Origin of the sequence: Glycomyces sp. YM15 (assembly GCF_016918015.1) — a bacterium.
Taxonomy (GTDB): Bacteria; Actinomycetota; Actinomycetes; order Mycobacteriales; family Micromonosporaceae; genus Glycomyces.
The window spans coordinates 38,521-53,224 of the sequence record NZ_JAERMK010000027.1; the positions used below are offsets into that span (position 1 = coordinate 38,521).

Genomic DNA, 14,704 nt, shown 5'->3' on the forward strand with positions numbered 1-14,704 from the left:
ACCCGCCGTCATGAGGCATAACGCTTGCCGACCCGATAAGTTACGGCCGAGATCCGGTTTTCATAGGGAACACGGACGCGGGTTTCGTCCTGTCGCGTCCGCGGAACAGTGTTTCCCGCGTTGACGAATGCGTCGACAGACCCTTTGTGCGCTTCGCCTGTCAGTGACGGTACGGTCACCAATTGTCGGTCGGTTTGTACCGTCCCCATTCGGCGGCGAGCGCGCTGCACACTTCACCGACGGTGGCGCCCGCGGCGAGCGCGGTCTTGAGCGGGTAGAGGACGTTGGCGGTGCCGGCGGCGGCCGCCGTGACGGCGGCGAGCGCGGTCTCGAGGGCGGCGGCGTCGCGTCCGGCGCGGTGGGCGGTGAGGCGGGCGACCTGGGCGGCTTCGATCGCCGGGTCCACTTTGAGGGGCTGGTAGGGCGCTTCGGCGCCGTTCAGGGTGTAGGCGTTGACGCCGACGACGGTCTGCTCGCCGGAGTCGATGCGTTTGGCGGTCTCGTAGGCGCTGCGTTCGATCTCGCTCTTCTGGAAGCCCGCCTCGATGGCGGCGACGGCGGAGCCGTGGGCGAAGACCGCGTCGATGAGGCGGAGGGCTTCGGCTTCGACGGCGTCGGTGAGGGCTTCGACGGCGTAGGAGCCGGCGAAGGGGTCGACGGTGGCGGTGAGGTCGGTTTCGCCCGCGATGACCTGCTGGGTGCGGAGGGCGAGGCGCGCGGAGGCGTCGGTGGGGAGGGCAATGGCCTCGTCGTAGGCGTTGGTGTGGAGGGACTGGGTGCCGCCGAGGACGGCGGCGAGGGCTTGGATGGTGACGCGGGCGAGGTTGACCTCGGGTTGCTGGGCGGTGAGTTCGACGCCGGCGGTCTGGGTGTGGAAGCGGAGCTTCATGGAGCGGGGGTCCTTCGCGCCGAAGCGGTCGCGCATGATGTGGGCCCAGAGGCGGCGGGCGGCGCGGAACTTGGCGACTTCGGAGAGGATCGTGGAGCGGGCGACGAAGAAGAAGGAGAGGCGGGGGGCGACGGCGTCGACGTCGAGTCCGGCGTCGATGGCGCAGTTGACGTATTCGATGCCGTCGGCGAGGGTGAACGCGAGCTCCTGCGCGGCGGTGGCGCCGGCCTCGGCCATGTGGTAGCCGGAGATGGAGATCGTGTTCCATTGCGGCAGTTCGGCGGCGCAGTACGCGAAGGTGTCGGCGACGAGGCGGAGGCTGGGCGCGGGCGGGAAGATGTAGGTGCCGCGCGCGATGTACTCCTTGAGGATGTCGTTCTGGATGGTGCCGCGCAGGCGCGCGGGGTCGGCGCCCTGCTCTTCCGCGACGAGCTGGTAGAGCAGGAGGAGGACGGCGGCGGGGGCGTTGATGGTCATCGACGTGGAGACCTCGTCGAGGGGGATGTCGCCGAAGAGGACGCGCATGTCGGCGATGGAGTCGATGGCGACGCCGACTTTGCCGACCTCCCCGGCGGCTTCGGGCGCGTCGGAGTCGTAGCCCATCTGGGTGGGCAGGTCGAAGGCGACGGAGAGCCCGGTGGTGCCGGCTTCGAGGAGGTCGCGGTAGCGGCGGTTGGATTCCGCGGCGGTGGCGAATCCGGCGTACTGGCGCATCGTCCAGGGCTTGGAGGTGTACATGGAGGGGTGGACGCCGCGCGTGTAGGGGAAGGACCCGGGTTCGCCGAGTCGTTCCGGGAGATCCGGCGCGGCGTCGTCGGGTCCGTAGACGGGCCGGATCTCGATTCCGTCGCGGCCTTGCGGTGACGACTGCATGGCTGCCATCCTAGGGGTCGTACTGCGCCTTCGGGAAGGACCGACCCGTTCCCGGGGCGTTGCCGCGCCCGCGACCGCCCGCCCTTTACGACACCGTTCCCGACTGGTTACGGAAACCCGGTACCGACCGGTCGGCCCGGACACGGCAGACTAGTGGGGATCCCTCGCGAGGAGTGGCCGAATGACGTACTCATCTGACTACGGTCGCGGTGGTCCCGGCGCATATGAGGACCCCCGCCCCGGCGCGGTACCGTCCCCCCGGTACTCCCCTGAACCCCAAGAGTCGCAAGGGTTCTCCGGTGCATCGTACGGAGCGGGGCTCGGCGGCGCCGATCCGCATCCCTCGTTCGGAGCGGCGGGCTTCAGCAGCTCGAGCACCGGGTCCGATCCGTACCGGTCGGGGCCGGGGGGCCGGCCGGATCCGGGAATGGAACGGCACTCCCCCGGGTACGGCCAGTCGAATCCCGGTTTCGGGCATTCGAACCCCGCGTACGGCCAGTCGAACCCCGGTTTCAACCGCGACGCGTACGGCGGCGACTCGTACGGCGGCGACTCGTACGGGGACTCCTCGTACCGGCACAGCTCCTCGTACGGCAACTACGGGAACCTCGGCCAGAGCTTCGCCGTCGGCGGCGAGCGCGCCCCCGGCGGGCCGACCGGGACCGGCAACCGGGCCGGGCCCGGCGACCTCGTCGCCGAGCGCTACCAGCTCGTCGACCTGGTAGGCAAGGGCGGCAACGGGTCCGTGTGGCGCGCCCAGGACATGGTGCTGCGCCGCGAGGTGGCCCTCAAAGAGGTGTTCCTGCCGCCGGACCTGCCCGCGCCCGAACGCGTGCAGCTCATCGACCGGTCCCGCCGGGAAGCGCAGATCGCCGCGGCGCTCTCGCACCCGTCGATCATCCGCATCTTCGACGTCGTCGAGCACGGCGGGCTGCCGTGGATCGTCATGGAGCTCCTGCAGGCCCGCAGCCTCGCCGAGATCCTGACGCAGGACGGGCCGCTCGCGCCGCGGGTCGCCGCGAAGATCGGGCTCGCGCTGGTGGGCGCGCTGCAGGCCGCGCACGACGCGGGGATCATCCACCGCGACATCAAGCCCGGCAACGTGCTCATCTCCACCGACGGGCGCTGCGTCCTCTCGGACTTCGGCGCGGCCCAGCAGCATCAGGTGTCGGGCGGCACGACGCCCGGGAAGGTCCTCGGCTCGGCGCACTACATCGCGCCCGAGCGGGCCGTCGGCCATCCGGCCGAACCGGCCAGCGACGTGTTCAGCCTCGGCGTCACCTTGTACGCGGCCGTCGAGGGCCGCCCGCCGTTCGACCGGGGCGACGCCGTCTCGACGATGCGCGCGGTCGTCCAGGAGCCGCCCGAGAGCCCGCGCCACGCCGGGCCCCTCACGCCGCTCATCGGCGGGATGCTCGCGAAGGACCCGCAGCAGCGCGCGCCGCTGCCGCAGGTGCGGCAGGAGCTCCAGGCGCTCCTGGCCGGGCCGCTCGGCACGGGCGGGATCCCGCAGCAGTCGCCGCCGTCCCAGCAGCAGGGGGCCTACCAGGACGTGTCGCCGCCGCGCACCGGTCCGCGGCCGAACGTTCGCGAACGGGAACCGGAGCAGGAGCCGGCGGGGAACGTCTGGAAGTCCACTTCGGTCATCGTCATCTGCGTGCTGCTCGCGCTCGTCCTCGGTTGGGGCGCCTACAAGTTCCTGCTCGGGGACACCAGCGGCGGCGGCGAGGAGCCGGGCGCGTCCGAGAGCGCCGGCGAGGAGTCCGCCAGCGAGGGCGGCGAATCCGACGGCGGGGGCGAGGAGGACGGCCCGGCCTTCGAGACCGAGGCGCACGACGGCGACGGGTTCACCGCGAACTACCCCGCGGGCTGGGCCGCGGGCGAGACCGGGGACGACTTCGTGTCGTACCACAACCCCGACGACGACACCCAGTGGGTGCGGTTCTACTACGGCTCCGACAAGGGCGCCGACGGCACCGAGGACCATCTCGGCGACTACTGGGACGGCCTGCCCGGCGAGATGACGGACCTCGATCAGGTCCGGCTCGAGGACGCCTCCTTCGGCGGGATGGACGGCAGCGTCCTGGAGTACACCGGCACCAACCTCGACGCGACCGGCGCCGACCGGCACTCGATCTGGGCGCTCGTCGACGCCGGCGACGGCACCACGTTCGGCGTGTTCGTCTCCGGCGACGCCGACGCATGGGAGCTATCACAGCAGGTGTACGACGAGGCTGTGGCGTCGTTCCAGACCGGCTGAGGCCACACCGTCCGCAACAGGTGCCTCCCGTCATGCGGGTATGCGACGATTTCCGCATGACGGAGGAGATGAACCTGGATGCGCTGCGCGCCGATGTGCTGCAGTGGATCACCGACGACCCTGACAAGACCTCCCGGGACGAGCTGTACCGGCTGCTCGACGGCCTGCCCGCGACGGCCCCCGAGCTCGCCGACCGCTTCGCCGGGCGCCTCAAGTTCGGCACCGCGGGCCTGCGCGGCCCGCTGCGCGCCGGACCGAACGGCATGAACCTCGCCGTCGTGCGCGCCGCCGCCGCCGGGCTCGCGAACTGGCTCGACGCCAAAGGCGCCGAAGGGCCCGTGGTCATCGGCTACGACGCCCGCCACGGCAGCCGCGAGTTCGCCGCCGAGACCGCGCGCGTCGTCACCGGCTCCGGCCGCCGCGCCCTCGTCATGCCCGGGACGCTCCCGACGCCCGTGACCGCCTACGCCGTCACGAGGCTCGACGCCGCGGCCGCCGTCCAGGTGACCGCCAGCCACAACCCGCCGCAGGACAACGGGTACAAGGTCTACCTCGGGCGCGAGCTCGGCGGCGACCTCGGCGCGGGCGCGCAGATCGTCCCGCCCGCCGACACCGAGATCGAAGCCGCGATCGAAGCGCTCGGGCCGCTCTCGGAGATCCCGCTCGGCGACGAGGGCGAGACCCTCGACGAATCCATCGTGGACGAATATCTGACGGCGATCGCGTCCGTCGTCGACCCCGACGACCCCAAGCGCCTCGCGTCCGTCGCCACCCCGATGCACGGCGTCGGCGGCGCCACCCTGGTCAAGGCCATGGAACGGGCCGGATTCCCCGCCCCGACCCTCGTCGCCGAACAGGCCGCGCCCGACCCCGACTTCCCCACCGTCGCCTTCCCCAACCCGGAAGAGCCCGGCGCGATCGACCGGCTCTTGGCCCTCGCGATCGAAGAGGGCGCGGACGTGGCGCTCGCGCTCGACCCCGACGCCGACCGCTGCTCGGTCGCCGTCCCCACCGGCGACGGCTCCTGGCGCCAGCTCAGCGGCAACGAAGTGGGCGTGCTCCTCGCCGACCACTGGATGCGCAAGGGCCGCAAGGGCACCTACGCGACCACGATCGTCTCCACCACACAGCTCAAGGCCATGTGCGACAAGCGCGGCTTCGGCTACATGGAGACCCTCACCGGCTTCAAATGGCTGGCCCGCACCAAACCCGACCTCGCGTTCGCGTTCGAAGAGGCCCTCGGCTACTGCGTCGCCCCGGAGTTCCTGCGCGACAAGGACGGCATCTCCGCCGCACTCGTCGTCAGCGAGATCGCCGCCGGGCAGGCCGCCCGGATGGCGACCCTCCAGGACCGGCTCGACGAGCTCGCCGAGGAGTTCGGCGTCTACGAGACCGGCCAGCTCTCGGTCCGCGTGGAGGACCTCGGCGAGATCGACGCGTGCATGAAGCGCCTGCGGGCCCATCAGCCCACCTCGCTCCTCGACGAGCCCGTGACCGAATACCTCGACCGGCTCCCCGACGCCGACGTGGTCACCGTGACCACCGCCAACGCCCGGGTCGTCTGCCGCCCCAGCGGCACCGAACCGAAACTGAAGGCGTACTTGGAGGTTCGCGAGGACGTCGGCGGCGACCTGAGCGCCGCCCGCGAACGGGCCCGCGCGAGCGTGGAGGCCTTGAAGGCCGAGATCGCCGCGATCCTCGGCGTCCCGCACTAGACGCGCCTACGACGAGGGGCCCGGCGCTCGTCGCGCCGGGCCCCCTTTCGCGTCGCTAGAAGCGGCGGTAGGCGCCGAACTGGCGGTCGCCGGCGTCGCCGAGGCCGGGGACGATGTAGGCCTTGCCGTTGAGCTCGGGGTCGACCGCGGCGGTCGTCATCTTCATGGCGATCCCGGAGGCGTCGAGCTTCGCGATGCCGTCCGGCGCGCACAGGACGCTGATGAGGTCGATGTCGGTGCAGCCGCGCGAGGCGATCATCTCGCAGCAGCGCAGCAGCGAGCCGCCGGTGGCGACCATCGGGTCCAGGACGATGACGTGGCGTCCGGCCAGGTCGTCGGGCAGGGATTCCATGTAGGCGTACGGCTCATGGGTCTCCTCGTCGCGGGCCAGGCCCACGAAGCCCATCGAGGCGTCGGGGATCATCGCCTGCGCCGCGTCGGCCATGCCGAGCCCGGCGCGCAGCACCGGGACGAGCAGCGGCGGGTTCCCGAGCCGGAACCCCCGGGCCGGGGCCACGGGCGTCCTGATCTCGTATTCGGTCACGGCCACGTCGCGCGTGGCCTCGTAGACGAGCATTGTTGTGAGCTCGTGCAGGGCAGCTCGGAACCTAGGCGAGTCCGAGCGCTCGTCCCGCATGGCGGTGAGCCGTTCTGCGGCGAGCGGGTGTTCGACGATCTTGACATCCACGGTTCCCAACCTTAACGCCCAGTTCGCCGAGCTAATGTGAGCTGGTCACCACAGTCTGAGTCGAACACGCGGCGTAGCTTGCGAGCCGCGCGTGCGTACAGCCAGGATACGGATATCATCCAGTCATGGGATCAATTTTGAGCGGCGCTGAGGCCGCCTCCCTCGTCCGCGCCCTCCCCGGCGTCGACGCGGTGGGCCTCGAAGCGCGCGCGGCGGGGCTCGCCACCCGCTCGGTCAAGGCCGAGTCGAAAGCGAAGGCCATCGACCTCGCCATCAGCATGATCGACCTCACCACCTTGGAAGGCGCCGACACGCCCGGCAAGGTCCGGTCGCTCGCGGCGAAGGCGCTCCGCCCCGACGGCGACGCGCCGTCCACCGCGGCCGTCTGCGTCTACCCGTCGATGGTGCCCGTCGCCGCCGAAGCGCTCAAGGGCTCGACGGTGAAGGTCGCCTCCGTGGCCACCGGGTTCCCCGCCGGGCAGGTGCCCCTCGACGTGCGGCTCGCCGACACCGAAGCGGCCGTGCGCGCCGGAGCCGACGAGATCGACATGGTCATCAGCCGCGGCGCGTTCCTCGCCGGCGACCTCGAACGGGTCTTCCACGAGATCAAGGCCGTCAAGGCCGCCAGCGGCGAGGCCCGCCTCAAGGTCATCCTCGAGACCGGCGAACTCGTCACCTACGACGACGTGCGCCGCGCGTCCTGGCTCGCCATGTACGCCGGGGCCGACTTCATCAAGACCTCCACCGGCAAAGTCGGCGTGAACGCGACCCTCCCGGTGACGCTCCTGATGATGCAGGCCGTGCGCGACTACCGCGCGCTCACCGGAGTGCAAGTGGGCGTCAAACCCGCCGGAGGCATCCGCAACACCAAGGACGCCATCAAATACCTGGTGTGCGTCAACGAAGTCCTCGGCGACCCATGGCTCTCCAACGAATGGTTCCGCTTCGGCGCCTCGAGCCTCCTCAACGACCTGCTCATGCAGCGCCAGAAGCTCAAGACCGGCCACTACTCCGGCCCCGACTACGTGACGGTGGACTAAGCGATGTTCGAGTACGCGCCCGCACCCGAGTCGGTGCGGCCCCAGATCAAAGAGCACTACGGGCTGTTCGTCGACGGGAAGTTCACCGACGCCGCCGACGGCGCCGACTTCAAATCCGTGAACCCCTCCACCGAAGAAGTCCTCTTCACCGTGGCCGAGGCCGGAGCGGCCGACGTCCAGAACTCCGTCGCCGCCGCCCGCCGCGCGCAGGAAGCCGTGTGGGGCCCCATGAGCGGCGCAGAGCGGGGCAAGTACCTGTTCCGGATCGCCCGGCTCCTGCAGGAGAAGGCCCGCGAGTTCGCCGTCGCCGAATCCCTCGACAACGGCAAGCCCATCAAGGAGACCCGCGACTTCGACGTGCCCACCGCGGCGCAGCACTTCTTCTACCACGCGGGCTGGGCCGACAAGCTCGCCTACGCCGGCCTCGGATCCGACCCGAGGCCGCTCGGCGTCATCGGCCAGGTCATCCCCTGGAACTTCCCGCTGCTCATGCTCGCGTGGAAGATCGCCCCGGCGCTCGCGTGCGGGAACACGGTGGTGCTCAAGCCCGCCGAGACCACGCCGCTGACCGCGCTCATGTTCGCCGAGCTGTGCCAGGAGGCCGACCTGCCGCCCGGCGTCGTCAACATCCTCCCCGGCGCGGGCGGCACGGGCGCGGCGCTCGTGGACAGCGCCGTCGACAAGATCGCGTTCACCGGCTCGACCGCGGTCGGACGGGCCATCGCGAAGTCCATCGCGGGTTCGAAGAAGAGGCTCACCCTGGAACTGGGCGGCAAGGCCGCGAACATCGTGTTCGACGACGCAGCCGTAGACCAGGCCGTCGAAGGCATCGTCAACGGCATCTTCTTCAACCAGGGGCACGTGTGCTGCGCCGGTTCGAGGCTGCTCGTGCAGGAATCGGTGGCCGACGAGGTCCTGGCCCGGTTGAAGGACCGCGTCACCACGTTGCGCGTGGGCGACCCGCTCGACAAGAACACCGACATCGGCGCGATCAACTCCGCCGAGCAGCTCGAGCGGATCGCCGCGCTCACCGACGCCGGCAGCGGCGAGGGCGCCGAGGTCTGGCAGCCCGACTGCGACCTGCCCGACCGCGGCTTCTGGTTCCGCCCCACCGTGTTCACCGGCGTGCAGCAGTCGATGCGCATCGCCAAGGAGGAGATCTTCGGCCCGGTGCTCAGCGTGCTCACGTTCCGCACCCCCGACGAGGCCATCGCGAAGGCCAACAACACCCCGTACGGCCTCTCGGCCGGGGTGTGGACGGAGAAGGGCTCCAAGATCCTGTGGGCGGCCGAGCGGCTGCGCGCGGGCGTGGTGTGGGCCAACACGTTCAACCAGTTCGACGCCGCCAGCCCGTTCGGCGGCCTGAAGGAGTCCGGTTACGGCCGCGAAGGCGGCCGCCAGGGGCTGGAGGCCTACCTCGATGTCTGATCGCCTCAGGGTCAAGAAGACCTACAAGCTGTACGTGGGCGGGAAGTTCCCGCGCTCGGAGTCCGGAAGGAGCTATCCCGTGAGCAGCCCGGACGGGACCGAGCTGGCCAACGCCGCGCTCGCCAGCCGCAAGGACGGCCGCGACGCCGTGGCCGCAGCCCGCAAGGCGCAGCGGCCGTGGGCGGGCCAGACCGCGTACCTGCGCGGCCAGATCCTGTACCGGGTCGCCGAGATGCTCGAAGGCCGCGCCGGGCAGTTCGCCGAAGAGCTCGCCGACGCCACGGGCGCCGAAGTGCACGACGCCCTCGGGGCCGTGGAGGCCGCGATCGACCGGCTCGTGCACTACGCGGGCTGGACCGACAAGTACACGTCGGTGCTCGGCGGGGCCAACCCCGTCGCGGGCCCGTACTTCAACCACACGACGCCCGAGCCGCTCGGCGTGATCGCCGTCGTCGCGCCGCAGGACGACCCGTTCCTGGGCCTCATCGAGGCCGTCGCCCCCGCGATCGCCGCCGGCAACACCGTCGTGGTCCTCGCGAGCGAGACGAAGCCCTTGCCCGCGTTGAGCTTCGGTGAAGTGCTCGCCACCTCCGACCTGCCCGGCGGGGTCGTGAACGTGCTCAGCGGCAGGGCCGCCGAGGTCGCGCCGCACCTGGCCGCGCACGCCGACGTCAACGGGGTCGACCTGAGCGGCGTCGCCGACGCCGAACTGGCCGCGAGCCTGGAGGCCGCCGCCGCCGAGACCCTGAAGGTGGTCCGCCGCCCCGGGAAGCGCCTCGACTCCCTTGGCCTGCTGCGGCAGTGGACCGAGTACAAGACCGTGTGGCACCCGGCCGGGATGGCCGCGGCCGCCGGAGGCGGTTACTGATCGCGTCCCACGGGGCCCCGGCGATCCGTCGCCGGGGCCCTTTCGGCATCGTCCCTTCTGAACGGACCTACCGGGTCGGACCGAGCGTGTCGCGTCGTCGTACGCTGTTCCCCAGCTAGATCACTACGGGAGGGACGCGACATGGCGGCCGAAACGGATGGGCCGGTGCGCAGCGCCGAGACCGACAAGCTCTGGAACGAGCTGAGCGTCGACCCGGTGGAACTCCACCTGGGCAAGGACTCGGGCTTCACCCTGCGCGCGTACCGGATGTCCGACACCCTCCCCGGCGGGAAGGCCGAGGAGCCCGAGCCCGTCGAGGACGACGACGCCGAGGCGGAGGAGGCGCCGCGCGGCAGGCACGCCGAGACCGACGAGGCCGCCCCCGAGGACGAGAACGCCCCCGAACCCGACGCGGCCGACTTCGCCGACGAGGCGCCCGCTGCCGACGACGAGGACGCCCTCGACGCCGAACCCGAAGAGGTCCCGGTCTTCCTGACCCGCAAGGGGAAGCTGCTGGTCTTCCGCGAGGCCGAGGCGCTCGTCGCGTACGTCAAGGAGCACGACGACCACGACCTCGCCGCGATCGAGGAGTACGCCGAGCTGCAGGAGCGTCTCAGCGTCGACGACATCGTGTGTGACGAAGACGACACCTATGAGCTGGACCTGGTGGTCGCCAACCTCCGCGGCGGCCAGGACGCCTGGGAGCCCGAGCTGCTCATCAAGGCCGCCGAAGTCGGCCGCGACCTCGGCTACGCCCTGAAGCACGACTCGATCGTCGGCTCGCTCGCCCCCGGCTCCCCGCTGGACGACCTCGACGAGACCTTCCGCGTGGTCGTCGACGGCGGCCTCCGCGGCAAACTCGCCAAGCGCCGCTTGAAGCGAAGCGACTCCCAGCAGGCGGCCATCGCCTGGCGCGGCGTCATCGCCAAGATCAACGACCATGTGGAATGGCGCGGTTAGCCATCGGCCGAACAGCCCATGTCGACTCATACTCCGAGTCCGATTACCGGCGCCGCCGCGTCATCCAGCGGCGGCGCCGCCGCGTTCCCCACCGTTATTCCACAAGGGAATCCCCTGGTGGACACCGTCAAGGAATTGACGCAATTGCGCGGTATGACCTTCCATCCCATCGCGAACCCGCACTGTCCGTCCGCTTGCAGAACCGAGTATTCTGCGGAAAACTGATAACGGACTGGTAAATACAGGCTGGGCTGCGGCCCGCCGACAGGGGCCGGCGCCCGTCCGGGTGCGCCCTACGAGAGGAGCCCCGCGGGTGCAAGTGTTCTGCGGCATCACCATCGACCAGCAGGTAGCAGGAGCCGGCCAAGGCGACACCGCCTGCGCCGTCGCGCTCGTCGCGGCGGGCGGCGGCCTCATCGCCACCGACACCTTCGGCGACGACCCCCGGGGATGGGTCCGCCTCAACAGCCTCCTCGCGCGAACGGCGCCCGGACAGTCCGTCTCGGTCGCCGTCGCGGAGGAGATCGTCCAGCTGGCCGAGTTCGCCGCAGCCGCCGGGCAGCTCGTCATCCGCGCCGCCAGTCCGGCCTCACGCTCCAAAGACGCGCTCGACGACGCCATCGCCATGGCCCGCGGCCTCGCGACCGGCGAAGTGCACGGCCAGCCGTTGGCCGCTCGCCCTGAGATCAACGCTCTGCGCCCGATCCTGGACACCGTGGCCTCGGCCGCCAGAGCCCGCCACGACGCGGCAGAGGCGCTCACATGCCTTCTGCGCGCGGTCTTCCCCGCGGCGCTCGCCGCCTGGGACGACCCGAGCGAGGCCAACGCCGTCGCCATCCTCACCCGGCTTCCCCAACCCGGCGCCCTGCAGTCGATCTCGACCGAAGAACTCGCAGCCGACCTCGCCACCGTCGCCGACCCCGGGCAGGTCGCCGCGATGGCCGGAGCACTGACCGAGGCCATCCGTGAGATCGGCGGCGGCGACGACCCCTCCGTCGCCCCGTCCGTCTCCGCCACCGCCGACGCCGTCTCCGCCTGGGACCGCTCGCTCGAAGGCCTCATCGGGCTGCTGCAGGCCAAACGCCCCCGTCTCGACACCGCCCCGCCGCGCGCCGCATACGACGAAGACGACGACGAGGACCGCGGGACCGGCCGACACGGCCACGGCACCCACACCACCGTCCGCCTCCCCGGCGACCTGCCCGACCGCCAGAGCCTCCGCGCACTCGACCCGGCCTCGCAGTTGCACTCCGTCGTGGACCTCGAATCGACGCAGGTGATCCCCGAATCGCAGATGCCGGTGGACGGCGAGAGCCACACCCGCTCGATCCGGCGCCGGCGCCGCGCCCAGCCCGCCGAACTGCCGCAAACGGACCTGCCCCTGCCGTCCGAGCAGGGAGCGCGGTCCGAACGGCCCGCGCCGAACCCCCGCCAGGCGCCGGCCGACGCGTTCCAGTCCGAGAGCATGCGCCAACCGGACCCGGAACCGCGCCGCCACCCCTGGCAGCCCAAGGACGACGTCCACATCGTCGACGTCGCGAGCCTCATGAACGACGACGACGGCCTCATGATCCTCGGCCAGGCCCGCAGCGCCTGGTTCAAGCGGCCCGAAACCGAAGAGCCCGAACCGGAATCGTGGAACCTCCCCGGAGACGAAGGCTGGCGCATGGCCCGCAACGTCACCGAGGCCCCCGAGACCGAGGAACCGATCACGCCCGCCGGGCTGCCGCGCCGCAAACCGCAGGCCAACCTGGTGCCCGGCGCGGTCGTCGCCGACGAGCACCCGCGCTTCGACGAACCGATCGACCGCGACCCGGAGCTCCTGGCGCAGAACACGGCTGGTTACTTCAAGGGCTGGGGCCGCGCCCGGGGCGGCCGCCCCGGTGCAGGCGCCAGGACGGAGAGGATGGCGACCCGATGAGCGCCAATCTCGGTGTCTACGAGCGATCCCTGAGCATGCTGCTCGGCTCGCTCGTGGCCCGCACTCCCGGCCTCTCCCACGCGGTCCTCGTCAGCGTCGACGGCCTGCCCCTGGCCGTCTCGGCCGGACTCCCCAAGGAACGCGCGGACCAGTTGGCGGGCATCGGCTCCGGCCTCCTGTCGATGGGTGAGGGCGCTGGGCGGTCCATGGACCACGGCCCGACCCAGCAGGTCATCGTCGAGATGGCCGAGGGCGTCCTCCTCGCCGCGCCCGTCGGCCCCCAGATCTGCCTCACGCTCCTGGCGGTCTCCCAGTGCGACCGGGAGCAGCTCGGCTACGAACTCGGGCAGTTCACGATGCAGGTGGGGCCCTTGCTGAACGAGGCCCTGACGAACACGGGGTCGATCCCCAAGGTCATCTGAGACCGGATGCGAACGGGCCCCGAGGCGATGCCTTGGGGCCCGTTCCGTCGTGCTATTCGGCCGCGCCGACGTGCTCGCGCGGGACGGGGATCGTGACCGTGCGGGTGAGGGTGGAGTCCGTGCTGGGCCAGCATCGGCATCAAGCGCCTCCCCGATCCGAATGGGGACCGGGTCGTTGACCTTCGACGGCAAGTTCCCCGACTGCAGGTGGTAGAGGTTTTCAGGGGCCCAAGGCTTTCGCGACTTGGGCTCCTATAGCGGGTTGCGGCACCGTTTCGATTGAGGTTCAGGCGGGCAGCGACAAAAGGGCCGCATGGTGGTTGGGTGTGCGGTGCGGCTGCCCGGCAGCGCGGGGGGAGGGGTGGCGGAGGCCCATTTGTCCCCTGGTTTGCTTTGCACCCCAGGTGGAGTGGGGGCGGGGCGTGAGTGTCTCTCATGGAATGTTCACCCGGTTGGGTGATGACACCGGCACGGCATTCTGTCATCATTGAAGCACGAACAAGGAACCGAAAACCGGCAGGACATTCGAGAATCGGTGAGGAGGCGAGACCCATGGCCGCATGCAACACCCACACCAGCCCGGTCGCTCCGGTCCTCCCCGCCGCCTCGCTCCTCTCCGCTTCCCCTGACCGCCGCTCCCAGGCTGCGGCGATCCGCTCGACCCTCGATGAGGCCGCCGCAGGCATCAACGCCTTTCACGCCCGGGTCCTGTCTGCGGTGATCGCGATGAAGGAGGCGAACCTGCACCGCTCCGAGTTCGGGTTCTCCGCCCTCCGCGACCTGCTCCTGTCCCAGTTCGACTTCACCTTCAACACCGCCAGCGCCATCGCCGCGATCGCCCGGCTCTCGGGGAAGTTCCGTCTTCTTGCTTCGGCGGCGGTGTCGGGGCAGGCCCGGATCGACCAGGTCGCTTACGCCGTCCGCCAGCTTGACCAGACTCCGGCGATGCGCGTGTTCGCCCGCACTCCTTTCACGGCCCCGGTCCCCTCCCCCTTCGACCCCGAGACCCTCTGCGCGACGCCGGAGGCGATGGTGGTCGAGTACTGCGCTCATGCTTCCTTCAAGGACCTGCGTCGTCACCTTGAGGGGCTGTGGGCCGCGATCGCCGGAGAGACCGAGCTTCTTGATGGGCTCGGCGAGCAGTCGATGCAGCGCCTGGAGTTGATCGAGTGCGGCAATGGCATGTGGGCGCTGGAGGGGCATCTCTCGAATGCGACCGGGCGGATGCTCGACAAGTACCTGCAGACCGCCTGCCCGCCACCCCGCCAGGATGAGGCCGACGCGGAAGGTCTGCTGCCGCCGCAGGCGAACCAGCATGCCGAGGCTCTCCATCAGCTCCTGGCCGGGTACGGGTCCTCCCCGCAGGCCGCGACCCGGCACGGGCACACCGCGACCCTGGATCTGACCGTCGACATCGAGACGTTGCAGGGCAAGGACACCGGCCGCCTCCCGATGTTGGAGGGCCAGCCGATCAGCGTCCCCCGGGCCCGGCTGCTGGCCTGTGAAGGCGTCATCATCCCCTCGGTGTTCAACTACGCCAAGGGGGAAGCGGTCGAGCTGGGTCGGGCCCTGCGCCTGCCCAACGCCGCCCTGCGGCGCAAACTCGAGCTCGAGCAGCCAGGGGGTTGCGCTTGGCACGG

General features: G+C 70.8%; 11 protein-coding genes. 9 read left to right on the forward strand and 2 right to left on the reverse strand.

Going from position 1 to position 14,704, the window contains the following annotated elements; translation table 11 throughout:
* Positions 1-175: 175 nt before the first annotated feature.
* A complete protein-coding gene (locus JHY01_RS23065; protein ID WP_205328060.1) occupies positions 176-1,762 on the reverse strand; it encodes a methylmalonyl-CoA mutase in 1,587 nt (528 codons plus the stop codon).
* Positions 1,763-2,189: 427 nt separating this feature from the next.
* Here JHY01_RS23065 and JHY01_RS23070 point away from each other — a divergent pair, with 427 nt between their 5' ends.
* A complete protein-coding gene (locus tag JHY01_RS23070; RefSeq protein WP_205328061.1) occupies positions 2,190-4,022 on the forward strand; it encodes a serine/threonine-protein kinase in 1,833 nt (610 codons plus the stop codon).
* A gap of 56 nt (positions 4,023-4,078) precedes the next feature.
* Positions 4,079-5,737 carry a phospho-sugar mutase gene (locus JHY01_RS23075; RefSeq protein ID WP_205328062.1) on the forward strand — a complete coding sequence of 553 codons (1,659 nt, stop codon included), beginning with the start codon at positions 4,079-4,081 and terminating at the stop codon, positions 5,735-5,737.
* 55 nt (positions 5,738-5,792) lie between these two features.
* Here the strand turns inward: JHY01_RS23075 and upp are convergent, their stop codons facing one another.
* Complete coding sequence (gene upp / locus JHY01_RS23080) at positions 5,793-6,425, reverse strand: uracil phosphoribosyltransferase (RefSeq protein WP_205328063.1); 633 nt, start codon at positions 6,423-6,425, stop codon at positions 5,793-5,795.
* A 125-nt stretch (positions 6,426-6,550) separates the two neighbouring features.
* Between upp and deoC the strand changes: the two genes are divergently transcribed.
* The 7 genes from deoC to JHY01_RS23115 all read left to right on the forward strand — a co-directional run.
* Entirely contained in the window at positions 6,551-7,465 is a 915-nt protein-coding gene (deoC, locus tag JHY01_RS23085; RefSeq protein WP_205328064.1) for a deoxyribose-phosphate aldolase, read from the forward strand.
* A 3-nt stretch (positions 7,466-7,468) separates the two neighbouring features.
* A complete protein-coding gene (locus JHY01_RS23090) occupies positions 7,469-8,893 on the forward strand; it encodes an aldehyde dehydrogenase family protein (protein ID WP_205328065.1) in 1,425 nt (474 codons plus the stop codon).
* The gene (locus tag JHY01_RS23095; RefSeq protein WP_205328066.1) at positions 8,886-9,761 is read left to right on the forward strand and encodes an aldehyde dehydrogenase; all 876 of its coding nucleotides are present in this window, start codon (positions 8,886-8,888) and stop codon (positions 9,759-9,761) included. The genes JHY01_RS23090 and JHY01_RS23095 overlap by 8 nt, the downstream gene beginning before the upstream one ends.
* Before the next feature lie 141 nt (positions 9,762-9,902).
* Positions 9,903-10,721 (forward strand): hypothetical protein, encoded by an 819-nt coding sequence (locus JHY01_RS23100; RefSeq protein ID WP_205328067.1) that lies wholly within the window; start codon positions 9,903-9,905, stop codon positions 10,719-10,721.
* A gap of 313 nt (positions 10,722-11,034) precedes the next feature.
* Positions 11,035-12,642: a hypothetical protein gene (locus JHY01_RS23105; RefSeq protein ID WP_205328068.1), complete on the forward strand. Its 1,608-nt coding sequence runs from the start codon at positions 11,035-11,037 to the stop codon at positions 12,640-12,642.
* Positions 12,639-13,064: a roadblock/LC7 domain-containing protein gene (locus tag JHY01_RS23110; RefSeq protein WP_205328069.1), complete on the forward strand. Its 426-nt coding sequence runs from the start codon at positions 12,639-12,641 to the stop codon at positions 13,062-13,064. Before JHY01_RS23105 ends, JHY01_RS23110 begins: the two co-directional genes overlap by 4 nt.
* A 552-nt stretch (positions 13,065-13,616) precedes the next feature.
* Positions 13,617-14,704, forward strand: a 1,088-nt coding sequence (locus JHY01_RS23115) for a DUF222 domain-containing protein (RefSeq protein ID WP_205328070.1), incomplete at its 3' end; no start/stop codon positions are given.

Coding starts and splice junctions, on each gene's coding strand:
- JHY01_RS23065 (WP_205328060.1), bottom strand. CDS start 1,762: ATGCAGTCGTCACCGCAAGGCCGCGACGGAATCGAGATCCGGCCCGTC.
- JHY01_RS23070 (WP_205328061.1), top strand. CDS start 2,190: ATGGAACGGCACTCCCCCGGGTACGGCCAGTCGAATCCCGGTTTCGGG.
- JHY01_RS23075 (WP_205328062.1), top strand. CDS start 4,079: ATGACGGAGGAGATGAACCTGGATGCGCTGCGCGCCGATGTGCTGCAG.
- deoC (WP_205328064.1), top strand. CDS start 6,551: ATGGGATCAATTTTGAGCGGCGCTGAGGCCGCCTCCCTCGTCCGCGCC.
- JHY01_RS23090 (WP_205328065.1), top strand. CDS start 7,469: ATGTTCGAGTACGCGCCCGCACCCGAGTCGGTGCGGCCCCAGATCAAA.
- JHY01_RS23095 (WP_205328066.1), top strand. CDS start 8,886: ATGTCTGATCGCCTCAGGGTCAAGAAGACCTACAAGCTGTACGTGGGC.
- JHY01_RS23100 (WP_205328067.1), top strand. CDS start 9,903: ATGGCGGCCGAAACGGATGGGCCGGTGCGCAGCGCCGAGACCGACAAG.
- JHY01_RS23110 (WP_205328069.1), top strand. CDS start 12,639: ATGAGCGCCAATCTCGGTGTCTACGAGCGATCCCTGAGCATGCTGCTC.